The 17,123-nt window shown below is 48.4% G+C and carries 15 protein-coding genes and 1 tRNA gene; 12 read left to right on the plus strand and 4 right to left on the minus strand.

Going from position 1 to position 17,123, the window contains the following annotated elements:
• Positions 1-141: 141 nt before the first annotated feature.
• The 3 genes from ACAN54_RS20605 to ACAN54_RS20615 form a co-directional block, all read right to left on the minus strand.
• Positions 142-843, minus strand: a complete 702-nt coding sequence (locus tag ACAN54_RS20605; protein ID WP_379159668.1) for a TetR/AcrR family transcriptional regulator — start codon at positions 841-843, stop codon at positions 142-144.
• A gap of 66 nt (positions 844-909) precedes the next feature.
• The gene (locus ACAN54_RS20610) at positions 910-1,947 is read right to left on the minus strand and encodes an ABC transporter permease (protein WP_379159671.1); all 1,038 of its coding nucleotides are present in this window, start codon (positions 1,945-1,947) and stop codon (positions 910-912) included.
• Positions 1,944-2,675 carry an ABC transporter ATP-binding protein gene (locus ACAN54_RS20615; RefSeq protein WP_379159674.1) on the minus strand — a complete coding sequence of 244 codons (732 nt, stop codon included), beginning with the start codon at positions 2,673-2,675 and terminating at the stop codon, positions 1,944-1,946. Before ACAN54_RS20615 ends, ACAN54_RS20610 begins: the two co-directional genes overlap by 4 nt.
• 197 nt (positions 2,676-2,872) lie before the next feature.
• Here ACAN54_RS20615 and ACAN54_RS20620 point away from each other — a divergent pair, with 197 nt between their 5' ends.
• The 6 genes from ACAN54_RS20620 (at position 2,873) to ACAN54_RS20645 (ending at position 9,836) form a co-directional block, all read left to right on the plus strand.
• Complete coding sequence (locus ACAN54_RS20620; protein ID WP_379159677.1) at positions 2,873-3,316, plus strand: hypothetical protein; 444 nt, start codon at positions 2,873-2,875, stop codon at positions 3,314-3,316.
• Between the two features lie 203 nt (positions 3,317-3,519).
• Entirely contained in the window at positions 3,520-4,938 is a 1,419-nt protein-coding gene (locus ACAN54_RS20625) for a TolB family protein (protein WP_379159680.1), read from the plus strand.
• 59 nt (positions 4,939-4,997) lie between these two features.
• Positions 4,998-5,861: a phosphate ABC transporter substrate-binding protein gene (locus tag ACAN54_RS20630; protein WP_379159683.1), complete on the plus strand. Its 864-nt coding sequence runs from the start codon at positions 4,998-5,000 to the stop codon at positions 5,859-5,861.
• Between the two features lie 93 nt (positions 5,862-5,954).
• Complete coding sequence (gene pstC, locus ACAN54_RS20635) at positions 5,955-6,905, plus strand: phosphate ABC transporter permease subunit PstC (RefSeq protein WP_379159686.1); 951 nt, start codon at positions 5,955-5,957, stop codon at positions 6,903-6,905.
• Positions 6,902-7,777, plus strand: coding sequence for a phosphate ABC transporter permease PstA (gene pstA, locus ACAN54_RS20640; protein ID WP_379159689.1), 876 nt, complete (start codon positions 6,902-6,904; stop codon positions 7,775-7,777). The genes pstC and pstA overlap by 4 nt, the downstream gene beginning before the upstream one ends.
• 181 nt (positions 7,778-7,958) lie before the next feature.
• Positions 7,959-9,836: a flagellar assembly protein A gene (locus tag ACAN54_RS20645; protein ID WP_379159692.1), complete on the plus strand. Its 1,878-nt coding sequence runs from the start codon at positions 7,959-7,961 to the stop codon at positions 9,834-9,836.
• 182 nt (positions 9,837-10,018) lie between these two features.
• Here the strand turns inward: ACAN54_RS20645 and ACAN54_RS20650 are convergent.
• Positions 10,019-10,092 (minus strand) — tRNA-Arg (locus ACAN54_RS20650).
• Positions 10,093-10,201: 109 nt separating this feature from the next.
• Between ACAN54_RS20650 and ACAN54_RS20655 the strand changes: the two genes are divergently transcribed.
• The 6 genes from ACAN54_RS20655 to ACAN54_RS20680 all read left to right on the plus strand — a co-directional run bounded on the left by ACAN54_RS20655 (position 10,202) and on the right by ACAN54_RS20680 (position 16,777).
• Positions 10,202-11,158 (plus strand): hypothetical protein, encoded by a 957-nt coding sequence (locus ACAN54_RS20655; RefSeq protein WP_379159695.1) that lies wholly within the window; start codon positions 10,202-10,204, stop codon positions 11,156-11,158.
• 97 nt (positions 11,159-11,255) lie between these two features.
• Entirely contained in the window at positions 11,256-12,593 is a 1,338-nt protein-coding gene (gene tig, locus ACAN54_RS20660; RefSeq protein WP_379159698.1) for a trigger factor, read from the plus strand.
• Between the two features lie 288 nt (positions 12,594-12,881).
• A complete protein-coding gene (gene clpP / locus ACAN54_RS20665) occupies positions 12,882-13,472 on the plus strand; it encodes an ATP-dependent Clp endopeptidase proteolytic subunit ClpP (RefSeq protein WP_379159702.1) in 591 nt (196 codons plus the stop codon).
• Between the two features lie 12 nt (positions 13,473-13,484).
• The gene (gene clpX, locus ACAN54_RS20670) at positions 13,485-14,741 is read left to right on the plus strand and encodes an ATP-dependent protease ATP-binding subunit ClpX (RefSeq protein ID WP_379159705.1); all 1,257 of its coding nucleotides are present in this window, start codon (positions 13,485-13,487) and stop codon (positions 14,739-14,741) included.
• A 112-nt stretch (positions 14,742-14,853) separates the two neighbouring features.
• A complete protein-coding gene (ispG, locus tag ACAN54_RS20675; protein WP_379159889.1) occupies positions 14,854-15,981 on the plus strand; it encodes a flavodoxin-dependent (E)-4-hydroxy-3-methylbut-2-enyl-diphosphate synthase in 1,128 nt (375 codons plus the stop codon).
• 112 nt (positions 15,982-16,093) lie between these two features.
• Positions 16,094-16,777, plus strand: a complete 684-nt coding sequence (locus ACAN54_RS20680) for a hypothetical protein (RefSeq protein WP_379159708.1) — start codon at positions 16,094-16,096, stop codon at positions 16,775-16,777.
• The last annotated feature ends 346 nt before the right edge of the window (positions 16,778-17,123 follow it).

Raw genomic sequence — 17,123 nt, forward strand, 5'->3', positions numbered from 1 at the left:
GGATATTGGAGGGAATTAGGTTATAAACAAAATATTCTGTGGAGTATAAGGCTTGTTATTACATATCAAAAAGGCAGCGGGAGTATTACATTCTCCTGTGGACAATGCAATACTCCCGCTGCCTGCTTCCGGACTGTTGATTTACTGTCGTTCTCCACGCTGTAGTGCTGGACCGCCGATTCCATGCAGCATGAATTCCAGGGTCAGGTCAATTTCGGCTTCATCATCCCATTCCTTGTCAGGCATGAGCAGCAGCCGTGCCAGCAGATACCCGATAACCGAGGAGATGGTGAAACGTATGATCGATGAGGTAGGCACATTGACCACCTCTCCCTTTTCTTTGAAATGGTCAGTGATATTCGTTACCCGTTCCAGCACATTGCCCATAACATTTTCAATGAATTGTTCCCGGAGAACCGGCTGAAAGGGGATTTCCTGTACGAAGATCCTCAGAATCTTGAAGTTTTTGCGTGCGAACTCCAGGCGGTTCACCATAAAGGCACGCAGGAACGCTTCATAGCTCTCAAAAGGAACATCCAGCACTCCACCGAAGTTGCGCAGTACGAAAGGTGCAATCATTTTGGCCATCGCCGGACTTACAATAGACAGCAGCAGCTCTTTTTTAGTCTTGTAGTAGCGGAATATGGTTCCTTCTGCCACTCCCGCCCTTTGGGCAATTTCACTGGTAGCGGCAGCCGCGTAGCCCTTCTCGGAAAAAATCTCTATGCCTGCCTGCAGAATGGCCAGCTGCTTGGGTGTCATCTTTTGTTCTTCACTGATAGCCAGCAGCTCTGCAATCCACTCTTCCTGATCTTGCTGCTCTGCCTCTTTGTTCTTATCCATCCCGTTTATCCTCCGAATCTTTTCCTTCAATATAGTCTACCTAGTCTACCACAAGGGATTTGAAGTTTACATTTTACGGTGCTTGCGCAGAGCCAGCACATTCAGCAGCATGAACAAGAGGGAGAAGCCGATGAGCGCATAGACATCCAGGTCGATGGCGTCCCAGCCTTTGCCGCGGATCATGATGTCTGTCAGCGCGTCCGAGCCATAATAGATCGGCGTTGCCAGTCCGACACGCTGCAGCCACAGAGGAAGGGTATCCAGCGGGAACAGCCCGCTCAGGAAAATCTGAGGAACAATGATCAGCGGAATGAACTGAATCATCTGCAGTTCATTGGCGGCATACGCTGAGAGCAGCGTGCCCAGGGTCAGCGCTGACATTGAGAGCAGGAGAGTCATCAGTAACACATAGCCGAAGCTTCCCGCCATCATAATGCCGAGTACCTGGATGGAGAACCAGGAGATGAGCAGCGCCTGGAATACAGTGAATATACCGAAGCCGCAGACATAACCAAGTACAATCTCCCAGCGCTTCAGCGGGGTGGAGAGCAGACGCTCCAGTGTTCCGGTAGTCCGTTCCCGCAGGAAGGAGACACCGGCAATCAGGAAGACGAAGAAAAAGATAAAGACACCGATCATTATCGGACCAAAGCGGTCGATGGTCTTCATATCCTCCGCACCGAACAAATAGCTGATCTGGGGGTGCACCTGGCTCTGTCCGGCAGCAGCCGGGTTGAGATTCTGTATAGCTGCAGTTAAAGCCATTAACACCGCACGGTTTGCGGTTGGATTGCTCCCCTCAAGCATAACTTCGGGTGTCGTTCCACTTAGAGTAATTAGGGCATCCAGCTTACTTTCCTGAAGGTCCGCTTTACCGAGGTCTGCTGACTTGTAGGCTATAACCGTGGCGTTTTGTGATTCCAGTGCGCTGGTGAAAGGGATGGCAGCGCCGGAGACACCGATTTTCGGCTCATAGGCCTCTCCATTGAATACTAGGCTCATCAGGCTGAGCACCAGAAGCGGGGCGATGAACATGAGTGCCATGGTTCTTTTATCATGAATGAATTGTTGCAGGATTCGCAGGGTAATTGCACGTACTCTCATCGCCGGACACCTCCATAATATAGAAAAGCTTCTTCCATCGAAACGGCTCCGGCAGATTGCAGCAGTCCCTCCGGCGTATCCACAGCCAGCAGTTGTCCGTCCCGGATCATCGCCAGCCGGTCACACTTTTCCGCTTCGTCCATCACATGGGTGGTCAGCACAATGGTGGTTCCTTTTCTGTTCAGTTCCCGCAGCTCTTTCCAGATGGACTGGCGCAGAACCGGATCGATGCCCACAGTAGGCTCATCAAGAATGAGCAGCGGCGGTTCGTGTAACAGGGCGATAGCCAGCGACAGACGCCGTTTCATTCCGCCCGAATATTGATCCACACGTTTACGCAAATGCTCCTGCAAGTTAACAATCTCCATCACATCAGCGATACGCCGGGTACGGTTTCCGCCTTTAAGTCCGTACAGGGATGCGAAGAACTCCAGGTTTTCTTTGGCACTAAGCTCGGTGTAGAGTGCATCCGATTGTGCCATATATCCGATTTGCTGCAGTAATGAGAGTTGGGGGACACGGGTACCCAGCACCTTCACCTCTCCTGAGGTAACTTCATCGATGCCGGTCAGCAGCTTCACGAGAGTGGTTTTACCCGAGCCGGAAGGACCAAGAATGCCAAAGGTTTCTGCCTGCTTCACCTGGAGTGAAATATCTTTCAGTACCTCTTTACTGCCGAATGCCCGGTGAACGTGAGTGACAGCAATCACAGGATTCACTTGGTTCATGTTAATCTCCTCGATTCCAAAGATATGAGTGAGTACTCACTCATTATTCTAGATCAATCTGTTGCTGAAGTAAATTTCTTTTTTGGAAAAACATTATCAGGTAAGCCGATACTTAGTTTTAACCTGTGGAAGTACAGGGTAATTATGGGTATGAGTATAGGTGCTAATCCTATAGTCCATACAGGAGGGGTTGGAAGATGGTTTACATAAAAGGTGTGCTACCCTTGCTGGTGCTGGCAGCAGCCACAGGGCTTGGCGCATGCAGCAATGGGGGAAGTGAAGCTTACGGAGGGCATTTCCGCACTCTGGCAGAAGAAAGTGTAGATCAGCCACAGTATCTTCCCGGGGATTTGCCGATTCCAGCCGGTGCGGGCATTACCTTTACAGAGGGTGAGACGGCACACGGGAAAAAGTCCTCCATGCTGATCTACGAAACGCAGGAAAGTATGGACGAGCTTGGCAGTACCTACCAAAAATATGTGAGTGACAAAGCGCTGAAGCGCGGGACACAGATTGTGGACAGCAATAACTTGATTATTAATGGCAAGGTTCCCAATGCCTACTCTTATTCTATTATTGGCACCAGCTCTGCTTCGGATCCCGGCACTGCCGAAATTATCGTAACATGGATTGAGAATTAACCTAATTCACCGAAATTTTATCTAAAGACCGGCCTTGAATATTCAGGGGCGGTCTTATTTTATGTAAAAATTCGCAGCTTTGATGCCGTTAATTCTTTTTACTTTGCCCAGTTAATATTTCCATAACATTCCTCTCGAACAGAATTGACACTCGTAGATGAAAATAACATTAGCAGTTACCTATAGGAAAAGGGTGAATCTAATTGAGAAATAGTAAATGGTTCAGCGCGGCTTTGGCTTCAACACTTCTCGTAGCAGGAGGAGCGGGAAGTATTTTGGCAACAAGCAGCAGTGCTAATGCTGCCGCCGTCACAACCGCAGCAGTCAAGGCAGGCAGTACAACCTGGACTGTGAACGGAACGCCGGTGACCCTCAGCACCATTGATAAGGGCGGGTATAAGCTGTATTCGCTAAGTCAAGTGGCAGGAGAGCTTGGCGCCAAGCTGATCTTGGGCAGCAGCGGTTTTGAACTGAATGACAGCAAGGGGTTACATAATGTAGTAATTCAGGCAGGTGCAAAAAGCTATCAAGTAGATGGTGCGGCACAGCAATTCACCGTAGCTCCTGTTATCTATAACGGTAAAGCCTATGTAGAACTGACTAAGCTGGTTACTTCGCTTGGCGGGGAACTGCAGGCTGATGACCACACGATCCTGAGCTTTGCCCGTCCGGAAGGCCAATTCGATACTCTGCACTTTAGTGCTGACGGAAGTATTATTGCGGATAAAAGCGATTCCGATACAGCACAGCTGTTCAAATTCCGTACTTTCCCTGGCGACTATGAGGTTTTCTCTTCTAATGATAGCGCGCTGGATTTCGCAGTTTCTGCTGATCAGAACTGGGGTGCCTTCACCGATGAGACAGGCCAACTGAAGCTGATCAATCTTGTTAGCGGAGCGATATCCTCACTTGGGACCGACACCAGCGTGAAGACGGATCTGGTCTGGTCTCAAGATGGCAAGACCCTCTACTTCATTCAAGGCGATAAGCAGGAGAAGATTGCTCAAATGTCAGTAGATACAGGAACCGTCAAAACTCTGCTTGAAGATAAAGTAGAGAACAAATCGGAACTGCGTCTGTCATCGGATGCCAAAAGCGTTGTCTACATTGTTAACGTAACCGGGGTCGCCAAGAATGATACCGACAGCACCGAAGATTCGCTTACTGTAGATTACAGCAAAGCCGGCGAACAGCTGTATAAGCTGGACCTCACTACTAAAGATGCGAAGCCTGTAGCTCTGACTACTGCACTGGATAATAAACTGTATCCGGAAATTCTGGCTAACGGCGGAGTAGTGTACCTGAGCGCGGATCCGGATGGCAATGCAGCCAATACCCTGAAGTCTATCGGAGTTGACGGTACAATTACCAACATCGCTCTTGATGTGGAAGCTTCGTGGTCTACCGGCGTAGTGAGTGGCCTGATCGTCTCCGGTACGGCAGCAGACGGAAGCACATCTATCTATTCCATTGATGCGAATGGCAGCAAGACAGTTCTATTCCACACTGCTGAAGATGTTTCTGAAGTAGCCGTATCCAAAGACGGCAGCAAGCTTGCGGTTGTCAGCGATGGTAAAGTGCTTCTGATTCAGAACGGCAAAGCGATCCAGCTCTCCAAATAAACGACTAAGGCAACACCCACATCATATAACGGCGCAAACGCCGAGAGGAGAAATTGTTCATGAAGGTTTTCAAAAAATTAACAGTCACAGCTTTGACCGCAGTTATCGCGGTAACTGCATCTTTTGCCGGAATTGCGGCCGCTGCAGATTCACTTAAGGGAAAAATCACCGTCAACGGATCGACCGCATTGCTTCCGCTGACATTGCAGGCAGCTAAGGAATTCCAGAAGCTGCATCCAAAAGTCAAGATCGCTGCTTCCGGTAAAGGTTCCGTCACTGGTCCGCAAGCCGTAAAGAAGGGCATTGCTGACATCGGCGCATGCGACTGGGATGCAAGCATGGACGTACCGGGCTTCAAAGCTTTTGACGGACAAGTAGCCAACAAAGTAGCAGTGATCCCTTTTGCCACTATTGTTAACAAAAATGTGGGTGTAGACAACCTCACCACCGAGCAACTGCAAGGTATTTTCTCCGGCAAAATCACGAACTGGAAAGAGGTCGGCGGTTCGGATGCCAACATTGTGGTAGTTACCCGTGCCTTCGGTTCCGGTACACGTGTTAACTATCAGGCTAAAGCATTGGCTGGCGGAGATATTACGAAAAAAGAGAAAAACTACAAAGAAACCGGATCAAGCGGCGACATGAAAACAGCTGTGGCTACAACTCCTAACGCTATCGGTTACATCGACCTTGTCTATGTTAGCGGCAGCGACATCAAAGCTGTGAAGTTCAATGGTGTTGCAGCAACTTCGGATAATGTCATCAATGGTTCGTACAAGATCTGGGCTTACGGATATTATATGACCAAAGGCCAGCCTACCGGCGCAACCAAAGAATTTATTGATTATGTACAAAGTAAAAAGTTCCAGAATGGTTCCCTGAAGAAGCTTAAATTCATTCCGATTTCCGCAATGAAGGGCTAATCGTAAGTCTTTACAAATATCAATATATATTGAACGGTAACAGCGGCCAGCTCCGGAGTATATGCGGAGGTGGCCGCTTACAGGAGGGAAAGTATGGGGGCACCGGTCCAGGACCTGGCATCGCGGGCACAGAATAGCAGTCTTTCAGAAGGCGGCTTAAGCACCAAACGCCACAACAGGCATTTATTCAGCAACACCATGTTCCGTTATTATTTTTTATTCAGTATCCTTGCACTTTGTCTGGTGCTCGGACTTGTCATTGTATTCATCGGCAAAACGGCGCTGCTTCTGTTCGCTCATCTCTCGCCGCTTGAGTTCTTCTTCTCATTCAACTGGAGTCCGGAAGAGGAAGCCTTTGGCGCCGCTGCCTTTATTGTAAATACATTATCACTGACGGCGTTGACACTGCTCATTGCTGTACCTATCTCGGTTGGAATGGCTGTGCTGTGTGCGGAGATTGCTCCGAAATGGCTCAAGAGCTTCATCCGGCCGGTACTGGATTTGCTTGTGGGGATTCCTTCTATTGTATATGGTTATCTGGGGCTTACCGTGCTGTTACCTTTTCTGCGCAGAGTCAGCGGTGAAGGACTGGGAGACGGTCTGCTTGCCGCTGCACTTGTCCTTGCCCTGATGGTGCTACCGACCATTTGCCGGATCAGTGATGATGCAATCATTGCTGTTCCCGGCAAATACCGGGATGCAGCTTACGCCCTCGGCTCCACCCGCCTGCAGGTGATTATGCGTGTAGTTCTGCCTGCAGCCAGCAGAGGGATTATCTCGGCAATTATTCTGGGCATGACCCGCGCGGTCGGAGAGACGATGGCGGTTGTGATGGTGATCGGCAACACGCCGCAGTTGGCCAAAACCCTGTTCACCCCTTCATCCGTACTGACCAGTAATATCGTGATGCAGATCTCCAATGTGGAATTTGACTCCACCTGGAACTATGCGCTGCACATGATGGCATTTCTCCTATTGTTGATTTCGTTTGTGCTGATCCTTATCATCCGGATTTTAGGCCGTAACAGGAGGGATGCAGCATGAATTTCACCCGAACACGCCATACGGCCCGTTCGCAACGGAACAACAAAATCGCCACTATTGCCTTTTACACACTGGGCGCTCTGGTCATGCTGCTGATTTTCTGGCTGCTCTTCACCATACTGAGCAAAGGCCTGCCTTCGCTTAGACCAGACTTCCTCATCAAGCAGCCGGAAGAAATCGATGCCGGAGGCGGTATTGGACCGGTATTATTCAACTCCTTCTATATTCTGTTCATCTCGCTGCTGATTTCTATTCCGATTGGTATCGGTGCCGGGATTTATATGGCAGAATATGCGCCGGATAACCGGTTCACCGGTGCACTGCGTATCTGCGTGGAGTCGCTATCCTCGGTGCCTTCAATTGTATTCGGGCTGCTGGGTCTTGCAGTTTTTGCCGAATACTTCGATGTCGGACTGACCATTCTCGGCGGTGGCGTCAGCTTGGCGCTGCTTAATCTGCCGATGCTGGCCCGTGTTACGGAGGAAGCGGTTCGCTCTGTTCCAGGAGAGATCCGTGAAGCCGGCTACGCCCTCGGAATGACTAAGTTCCATGTCATCCGTAAGGTAGTGCTGCCGGTAGCTATGCCGGCAATTGTGACCGGCGTCTGCCTGGTGGCAGGACGCGCCTTCGGGGAGTCTGCAGTTATTATTCTGACTGCGGGCCTCAGCACTTCCGGGGAAATGTGGGATTTCAATCTGTTCTCACCAGGCGAGACACTGGCTGTTCATCTGTGGTATGTACAGTCAGAGGCTATTGTTGAGGATGCACGGCAGATCGCCGACAAGTCTGCAGCCGTGCTTGTGTTTGTGGTGCTGCTGATTAATTTCATTTTCCGGTTCCCGCTGTGGCTCGGACGCCGCCGGGGACGTTAAGTAGCTGAAGATCTTTATATTATACAGAAACGGATGCCAGCCTGGGTTAAGGAGGGGATCCGTTTTTGCTTGTGCCCAATTGATAATTGCTTAAAATTGTTAATAATACTAAAATGAAAGCAGTTCCATTTTCATGCAAACTGCCCACTAAGAAATTGTGCCTTATCAGGAGGTGCCTAAAATGCCCGAGCGAATGTCTGAGCAAGAGCTGAACAAGCTCATCAACATGCTGGAGCTTACACAGAATGATGGAGAACACGATTATATTGTTGAAGATACGTTTAGAACTGACGGGGCTCAGGATGATGATCTTTTCGGGCGCCTGTTAGTAAGAGCAGATAAAATCTTCGTTCAGGATCCGCTACCCGGCGGATTACCGGCCGTGATCTCGGCCGTTCTTCCTGTAGTGATTCATGTCAATGGACAAGTCATTGAAGGGCCGACACCTGTTACATCAAAGGATATTATCGATTGGGAGCTGGTTGAGCCTCCTTTATATGCAATTACAATTTCAGAAGACCGGCTGATGGCTTTTTTTACTTTATATTCCCCAAAGAAGTTTCGCTGGAGACTTAACAATCAAAATTCTTCGAGTGAAGTTAAAGTAGATGCTTCTATTGATGTGGAGACAGTAACGGGTCAACTGGGGCTGAATCAGATTATTGCCGATTTCGAGCAGCGTGGAATCATTCAGAATCTGAATATTTCCGGCATACATGGAGAACTGCAGAATCCTACGTATCAGCCCATTCCTGCATCCAAAGGAAGAGCGGCTGTACCCGGGGAAAATGCACGTTTGGATTTGTTCTTTTCCGAAACCATCGAAAATGAATTTAATGAAATTGAAGGCCAGGTAGACTACCGTAGTCACCTTCGGATCCCGTCAGCGATCAGAGGCCAGGTCATCGCCCGCAAAACTCCGATTGTCGAAGGGATTCCAGGTTATGATGTCTACGGTGAAATTCTCTATCCGCCTCCCCCGAATGACATTACTGTGCTCGCAAGAAATAACACCGTGCTGCTGATCAATGACGAGGTGCGCGCGCTGTATGAAGGAAGGCCGAGAGTCACAGGCGACAAAATAAAAAGTTTCGATATCTGCACCACCTACATGGTTCCCGGCAATGTGAACATCAAATCAGGCAATATCGTATTTTCAGGAGATATCGTGATTCGCGGAGATGTCGAAGACAATATGATTATTGAGTCTCTGGGCAATGTTTATGTGGCCGGGAGCATTTATAATTCTACAATTACTGCTACCGGCAGTATTATGGTTAAAGGAAATGTGGTTAACAGCAATCTGTATTCGGGATACTTTGGTGTAATGTACAACCGGATCTACAATTGCTCCAAACAGCTGATTGATGAGGGCAGAAATCTGCAAAAAGCGGTCCGCCTTCTGAATCAGGCGGTGCAGAGCCGCAATCAAAGCGTGAAATACGGACAAGCCGTTCTCCTGCTACTGGAGAGTAAATTTCAGAAGATTCCGCAGATCATCAAGGATTTGCTCTCCGTACTGACAACCGTTCAGGCTAATTATCATCAGGATTTAGGACAGACACTTCATTTCCTGAACCTGTTTCTTAAGCCGGTGCAACTGGTGGAGTTCATCACTGATGCCTCACTGGGCGGGGTGATCGGAATGCTCGAAGAGCTGCATTCTGGTGTGGCGCAGATGCAGGAGTCCAAAGTGGAGGTCAATATCGGCAAATGCCAGAACAGCACACTGAAATCGAATGGAGATATTCTGATCCATAGAGACGGAATTGTGCAGAGCGAGCTTTTTTCCTCTGGGAATATTATGTTTTTAAAAACATTTTCCGTCTGCCGCGGCTCCAAACTGGAGGCAGGTGGCCACATTTCTGCTTATTATGTTGGAGGTGAGAGCGGGGCGCAGTCCCTGCTTAAGGCCAAGAACAGCATCACCGTGCGCAAGATGTACTTTGGTAAAATCACCGTTGACCGCTATACAACCGACATTACCGAGCCTATAGAGAACATGAACTTTGACGCCGAAACCGTGCGAAAGTTGAAATTACAGATGGAGTCTGGATGAAAGCCCGGACGCACAAACAGCCTCCCCGAAGGGAGGCTGTTGTATGACGTCCCGGAAGGGATACAGCCGAAACCCGGCTGATTGCGAAGCGTATGCTCCCGAAGCGTATCCAACGAACCCGTCTCCGGCTTCTCATCCCCCGGACGCACAAACAGCCTCCCCGAAGGGAGGCTGTTGTATGACGTCCCGGAAGGGATTCGAACCCCCGACCGTGCGCTTAGAAGGCGCATGCTCTATCCGGCTGAGCTACCGGGACATGAGATAAGACTGAAAAGCAAGCAAAAATTATGTTATCATATATAGATAACTTTTTCAACTTGTTTTTTTGAAACCGCAGTGGGATATGCTATAATCTACAAATGATCATGGTTCGGAGAAAAGGAGGTGCCCTCATTAATCATTCGAATTCCCCCGCCAAAGAGAATATCGTGCTGTTTCCGAAGACATTGGATTATTATCAGATCCAGTTGACGGTAATGCTGGAGAGTGAACGTTACGGGGAAGCGATGGAACTGCTGAGGTTTCTACTGCAATGCCAGGGACAGGAAGAGCGGCACTACGAAGAATGGCAGTCGCTTTTGGAATGGCTGGAGGCGGCCTTCCCCTATGCAGCACAGAACGGAGATGAGCACACAGAGCTTTTGGCCGGTGAGCAGGATCTGAAGGAAGAAGACATGGCCCGCATTCTGGCAAAATCCAAACTCGAAGAAGATGCGGATTATCCTAACAAACTCCTGCAGAAGATAATGCACGAGCCTTTGTCGGAGTCGACGATCCTCGCGCTGGAGCAGTTGTCTTATCTGGAGGGCAGTCATATTGATGATTCGCTGATCAGTTGGCTGGAGCAGACGGCGGTTCATCCGTTGCTGCAGTTCAGGGCTTTGCAAACACTGCGACGACGAGGAGCACAAGGTACTGTCGGGTTGCCGCGCTCAGGTGAAATGTCCTATGTTGAGATCGATACGGTGCCTCTGTCTAATGAAGAGTTCCCGCCGGAGGTGAGCCAGGTGCTTGAACGGGTTGCTGAGCAAGCTGAGGTGCATGAGCCGACACTGTATTATTTTGCACAAGAACTGTGGGGCCAGTTCATGATGTCGATTTATGGCTCAGAGGAATACCTTAAACTGCTCATGGGGGAGGACGCTCAGCTCGACATTTGGGCAGGTGCGCTCCATCAGATGGTGTCCGAGAGCTTGAACGGAACCCGCCAGGAGGAAGAAACACGGGCCATGTACGGGATCACAGGCAGCATGCGCTTTCAATTCGAAGGGGCATACCGCTCTCTCAAAGGATTTGTAAAGAGTTCTCTACTTGATAAATAGAGTAATGTTGTATATAATATAATGGTTATTCTGTGCGTGAATTGCGTGATTATTTTTAAGAAAACATGTAACCTATTTTTGGAGGGAAAAGTATAATATGAAAGCAACCTGGGAAAAAATAGAGAAGAACCTTGGAGTTCTTGAAGTCGAAGTAGAAGCAGAACGTGTAGCTGCAGCACTCGACAAAGCTTTTAATAAAGTAGTTAAGAAAGCGAACGTACCTGGTTTCCGTAAAGGTAAAGTACCGCGGCCGATTTTTGAATCCCGTTTTGGTGTAGAAAGCCTTTATCAAGATGCTATCGACATTCTTCTTCCTGAAGCTTATGGTGAAGCGGTTGAGGAAACCGATATCTTCCCTGTAGACCGTCCTGAAGTGGATATCGAGCAATTCGCCAAAGGCCAGCCGTTCATTTTCAAAGCAAAAGTTACTGTTAAACCAGAAGTAACTCTGGGTCAATACAAAGGCGTAGAAGTTCCAGTACAGAAGGCTGAAGTTACTGATGAAGAGCTGGATGCTGAACTGAAACGTCTGCAAGAACGTCATGCTGAGCTTGTTGTTGTTGAAGATGCACCAGCAGCTAACGGCGACATCACAGTGATCGACTTTGACGGATCTGTAGATGGCGTGCCATTCGAAGGCGGCAAAGCTGAGCGTCATTCGCTGGAACTGGGAAGCAATTCCTTCATTCCAGGATTTGAAGAACAAGTAGTAGGCATGTCTACTGGGGACTTCAAAGATGTTGAAGTAACATTCCCTGAGGCTTACCACGCTGAGAACCTTGCTGGCAAAGCAGCAGTATTCAAAGTGAAGCTGCATGAAATCAAACGCAAAGAGCTTCCTGCTCTGGACGATGAATTCGCTAAGGATGTAAGTGAATTTGATACTCTTGAAGAATACAAGGCGGATTTGAAGGCACAGCTGGAATCCCGCAAACAGGAAGAACTCAAAGGCGTTCGTGAAACTGCAGTAGTTGACGCAGCAGCAGCCAATGCTGATGTTGAAATTCCTGACGCAATGATCGCAAGTGAAGTAGCGAACATGGTTCGCGATTTCGATAACCGTCTTCGTCAGCAAGGCATGAACATGGACATGTTCCTAAGCTTCTCCGGCCAGACTCGTGAAGATCTCGAGCTTCAGATGAAGGGCGACGCCGAAAAACGTGTGCGCAACAATCTGGTTCTTGAAGTAATTGCCAAGACCGAAAATATTGAAGTTTCTGAAGAAGAAGTTACAGCAGAACTCGCTACCATGGCTGAATCCTTCAAACGTACTCCTGAAGAAATCCGCAGCATTCTTGCGGCCAATGGTTCACTGAGCAGCCTGAACGATGAGATTTCGCTGCGCAAGACTATTGATTTCCTTGTGGAGAACAGTGTAGAAGTTGAAGCTCCGGCTGTAGCTGAAGAAGCTAAAGAAGAAGCTAGCGCTGAGTAATCATTTTTGAGGGCTGCATTCCAACTAGAACGGCCAAGCAAGGCGGCCTCCATAAACATAGATAAGGCACGTAATGTCTGTTACGTGTCTTATTTTTATCGGTGGAGGTATATATCCTATACATAATCACAGTCAGGAATTGGCATTCTCATGGGATTTGCGCTATAATGGCATGCACATGAACAATGCGATATCTGCCGCAGTGAAAAAATGACATAGCGCCTTGAACGTGTTAAAATATTTTTGAAACGGAAAGACTAATCTGTACAGAGAAAAGAGGTTGGTGGCATGAGTCTGGTACCAATGGTTGTAGAATCAACAAGTCGGGGAGAACGGTCATACGATATCTATTCCAGATTGCTGAAGGACCGCATCATTTTCCTGAGCAGTGCGATTGACGATGATGTCGCCAATCTGGTCATTGCCCAATTGCTGTTCCTGGCAGCAGACGACCCCGAAAAAGACATTCACCTGTACCTCAACTCGCCCGGTGGTTCTGTGACAGCCGGCATGGGTATATATGATACGATGCAATACATCAAACCGGATGTCTCGACGATCTGCGTGGGCATGGCGGCAAGTATGGGATCGCTGTTGCTTACTGCAGGGGCTCCAGGCAAAAGATTCGCGCTGACTAACAGCGAAGTAATGATTCACCAACCGCTCGGCGGCGTTCAAGGGCAGGCATCCGATATCTGGATTCATACCGACTGGATTCTCAAAACGAGACAGAAATTGAATCAAATATATGTGGATCGCACAGGTCAACCCCTTGAAAAAATCGAACGGGATACAGACCGCGACAATTTTATGACCGCGGAAGAAGCGAAGGAATACGGGCTTATTGACCAGGTGCTCTCTTCACCGATCAAATCTTAAAGGGGTGGTTAGATGTTTAAATTTAATGATGAAAAAGGGCAATTGAAATGTTCTTTTTGCGGCAAATCTCAAGAGCAGGTTCGCAAGCTTGTAGCAGGACCTGGCGTTTATATATGTGATGAATGCATCGAGCTATGCACGGAAATCGTGGAAGAGGAGCTCGGCCATGAGGAAGAGCTGGATCTGAAGGATATTCCGAAACCGAAGGAAATCCGTGACATACTTGATCAGTACGTCATTGGTCAGGAGCAAGCGAAGAAATCACTCTCTGTTGCCGTGTATAATCACTACAAACGTGTCAATAGCCAGAGTAAGATTGAAGATGTTGAACTGACGAAGAGCAATATTCTGCTTCTGGGTCCTACAGGTTCTGGTAAGACACTCTTGGCTCAGACTATGGCTAAGATTATTAACGTTCCTTTTGCTATTGCAGATGCCACCTCTCTTACGGAAGCGGGTTATGTTGGTGAGGATGTCGAGAATATCCTGCTAAAGCTGATTCAGGCTGCCGATTACGATGTGGAAAAAGCGGAACGCGGCATTATCTATATCGATGAAATTGATAAGGTAGCACGTAAATCCGAGAATCCGTCCATTACCCGTGACGTTTCCGGTGAAGGTGTACAGCAGGCATTGCTGAAGATTCTTGAAGGTACTGTTGCTTCTGTTCCACCACAGGGCGGGCGCAAGCATCCGCATCAGGAATTTATCCAGATCGATACTACGAACATTCTGTTCATCGTTGGCGGTGCTTTTGACGGTCTGGAACAAATGATCAAACGCCGTATCGGTAAAAAAGTCATCGGCTTCAATGCAGCGGTTGAAGGGCAGAAAGATCTGAAAGCAGGCGAATATCTGTCGATGGTATTGCCAGAAGACCTGCTCAAGTTCGGTCTCATTCCTGAGTTTGTCGGCCGTTTGCCGGTTATCTCGACTCTGGAACCGCTTGATGAGAACACGCTGGTTCGCATTTTGTCCGAACCGAAGAATGCCCTCACCAAGCAGTATATCAAGCTGTTGGAAATGGACAACGTAGCACTCAAGTTTGAGCCGCTCGCTCTGGAAGCGATCGCCAAGGAAGCGATCAAACGCAACACAGGAGCGCGTGGACTGCGTGCCATTATTGAGAGCATTATGCTTGATGTAATGTATGAGGTTCCTTCACGGGATGATATCAAAGATTGTGTCATTACAGAGCAGGTCGTACAAGAAAAGTCGCTGCCTGAGCTGAGCCTGAAGAAAGACAAGAAAAAAGAGGAAAGCGCCTAAGTGCATTCCTTAGCCATATAAGTGATTAATAATACATGTCATTGTCTCCACCTTACAACCGCCTATATGGCGCAGGGAGGGTGGAGCTTTGATCGTTATGGGGGAGAAAACCATGTTCTTGAGACACCAGACCCGTCCCGTCAATGTTGGCGGAGTAATTATTGGGGGAAATAACGAGGTTGCTATTCAAAGCATGTGTACAACCAAAACAGCTGATGTCGAAGCGACTGTAGCCGAGATTCTGCGGCTGGAGGAAGCAGGTTGTCAGCTTGTGCGCGTGACGGTCAATAATGAAGAAGCTGCGGCTGCCATCAAGGAGATCAAGCAACGGATTCATATCCCGCTGGTAGCAGATATTCACTTCAACTATAAGCTGGCCTTGCTTGCGATTGAGAACGGTATCGACAAGGTCCGTATTAATCCGGGAAACATAGGCCGACGTGACAAAGTCGAAGCTGTAGTTAAGGCTTGTAAAGACAAAGGTATTCCGATCCGCATCGGTGTCAATGCAGGTTCCCTGGAGAATCATCTCCTGGAGAAATACGGCTATCCGACTCCTGAAGCGATGGTAGAGAGCGCTTTGTATCATATTGGTATTCTGGAAGAGCTCGATTTCCATGATATTATCGTATCCCTCAAAGCCTCCGATGTACCAATGGCGATAGAAGCTTACCGACAAGCAGCAGAGGTAATTCCATACCCGCTCCATCTTGGAATTACGGAGTCGGGCACGTTGTTTGCCGGCACTGTGAAGAGCTCTGCGGGGATCGGTGCGCTACTCTCCATGGGCATCGGTAACACTGTGCGTATCTCGCTCAGTGCCGATCCGGTCGAAGAAGTTAAGGTGGCACGGGAGCTGCTCAAGACCTTCGGATTGATCTCCAACGCTCCGACGCTGATTTCCTGCCCAACCTGTGGCCGGCTGGACATTGATCTTTTCTCCATCGCCAATGAAGTGGAAGAGTATATCTCCAAGCTCAAAGTGCCGATCAAGGTATCCGTGCTGGGATGTGCAGTGAACGGCCCAGGTGAAGCCCGGGAGGCAGATATCGGGATTGCGGGTGCGCGCGGAGAAGGTCTGCTGTTCCGTTATGGCCAGATGATTCGCAAGGTTCCTGAAGCGGAGCTGGTTTCGGAGCTCAAGAAAGAAATTGATGCCATTGTCGTTCATTTTGAACAAACCGGTGAAATTCCAGGACGTAAACATGCAGCAGGGCTAGCTCCACAACCGAACTTATAAGTTGAGTCCTTTTATTATGCAATGAATATAAGCTTGTGGCCTAGAACGTCCCATCCTCCTCCGGATCATCCGGAGGTGCGATGGGGCGTTTTTATTTCTGAGGAGGAATAATGTGAACGCAGGTAGAGATTTTGAGAGAGTGCATGAGGAGTTTATTCGGTATCATCTTTCTTGCCGTTCCGGGGAACGTAAAGGAAGACTGGAGAGAGGGCACCAACACGCAGAAGGATTATTTTTGCAGAATGTTTGGTGGCCGCTTCGCGGCAATTTCTGTGACCTGCATCCGGAATACGAGGTTATGGATTGGCGAGGGCGATCTTATTTTGCCGACTTCGCCTTTCTGCCGGGGCCGGTGAAATTACTTTTTGAGATCAAAGGATACACATCCCATGTCAAAGAGATGGATAGGCACAAGTACAGCAATGAATTGAATCGGGAGACTTTTCTATGTGCCATGGGTTATCAGGTGCTGTCTTTTGCCTACGATGATGTTGAGCGGCATCCTGAGTTGTGCATTACCTTGTTGCGCATGGTGTTAAGCAGATATATCACCTCGGCAGTACCAGTCAATAAAGCTTTGCTTGCCGAGAGGGAAATAATCCGGTTTGTGATTCGTCACTCGGGTTCAGTCCGCCCACGGGATGTTGCTCAATATTTTACATTGGACCCCAAAACGGTGCGGATTACACTTAACAGGCTGTGCGAAAAAGGCTGGCTTAATCCGGTCACTCGTGGAGCTGGAATCCGAAAGGTGCGATATGAGCTGGTACGTAACGTTCTGGATTATTGGGACTGAGATAAGTCAAGCCCAAGCCCAAAAGTATTGTTGATTACTGAAAATCTATGCTCTGAAATGAGTAGTTCTATGCGCTGAAAGAAATATATCTATGCGCTGAAAAGAGTAGAATAAAGGGATTTTCCCCCTATAAACTAGCTGAATTGAGTATTTTTCTGCCATTAGGGGGAATTACGCCACCTAATCTCTAAGAAAGCTCGGTTTTAGAATATTATTTAGTAATTACAGGGTATAAATCCCTCTATTCGCTCAAGTTTAAGGGGATCAACTGAATTACATGGTGGATTTCCCTCTAAATGATAAAAGATAAGCATAGAATTCACGATCTCGCCAGTTCAGCAAGTAT

This window comes from Paenibacillus diazotrophicus (genome assembly GCF_042610465.1).

What these genes read in the sequence shown, in the direction of transcription:
- tig (WP_379159698.1), top strand. Translation starts at nt 11,256, where the DNA reads ATGAAAGCAACCTGGGAAAAAATAGAGAAGAACCTTGGAGTTCTTGAA.
- ACAN54_RS20610 (WP_379159671.1), bottom strand. Translation starts at nt 1,947, where the DNA reads ATGAGAGTACGTGCAATTACCCTGCGAATCCTGCAACAATTCATTCAT.
- ACAN54_RS20655 (WP_379159695.1), top strand. Translation starts at nt 10,202, where the DNA reads ATGGTTCGGAGAAAAGGAGGTGCCCTCATTAATCATTCGAATTCCCCC.
- clpP (WP_379159702.1), top strand. Translation starts at nt 12,882, where the DNA reads ATGAGTCTGGTACCAATGGTTGTAGAATCAACAAGTCGGGGAGAACGG.
- ACAN54_RS20615 (WP_379159674.1), bottom strand. Translation starts at nt 2,675, where the DNA reads ATGAACCAAGTGAATCCTGTGATTGCTGTCACTCACGTTCACCGGGCA.
- ispG (WP_379159889.1), top strand. Translation starts at nt 14,854, where the DNA reads ATGTTCTTGAGACACCAGACCCGTCCCGTCAATGTTGGCGGAGTAATT.
- pstA (WP_379159689.1), top strand. Translation starts at nt 6,902, where the DNA reads ATGAATTTCACCCGAACACGCCATACGGCCCGTTCGCAACGGAACAAC.
- ACAN54_RS20605 (WP_379159668.1), bottom strand. Translation starts at nt 843, where the DNA reads ATGGATAAGAACAAAGAGGCAGAGCAGCAAGATCAGGAAGAGTGGATT.
- pstC (WP_379159686.1), top strand. Translation starts at nt 5,955, where the DNA reads ATGGGGGCACCGGTCCAGGACCTGGCATCGCGGGCACAGAATAGCAGT.
- clpX (WP_379159705.1), top strand. Translation starts at nt 13,485, where the DNA reads ATGTTTAAATTTAATGATGAAAAAGGGCAATTGAAATGTTCTTTTTGC.
- ACAN54_RS20620 (WP_379159677.1), top strand. Translation starts at nt 2,873, where the DNA reads ATGGTTTACATAAAAGGTGTGCTACCCTTGCTGGTGCTGGCAGCAGCC.
- ACAN54_RS20630 (WP_379159683.1), top strand. Translation starts at nt 4,998, where the DNA reads ATGAAGGTTTTCAAAAAATTAACAGTCACAGCTTTGACCGCAGTTATC.
- ACAN54_RS20645 (WP_379159692.1), top strand. Translation starts at nt 7,959, where the DNA reads ATGCCCGAGCGAATGTCTGAGCAAGAGCTGAACAAGCTCATCAACATG.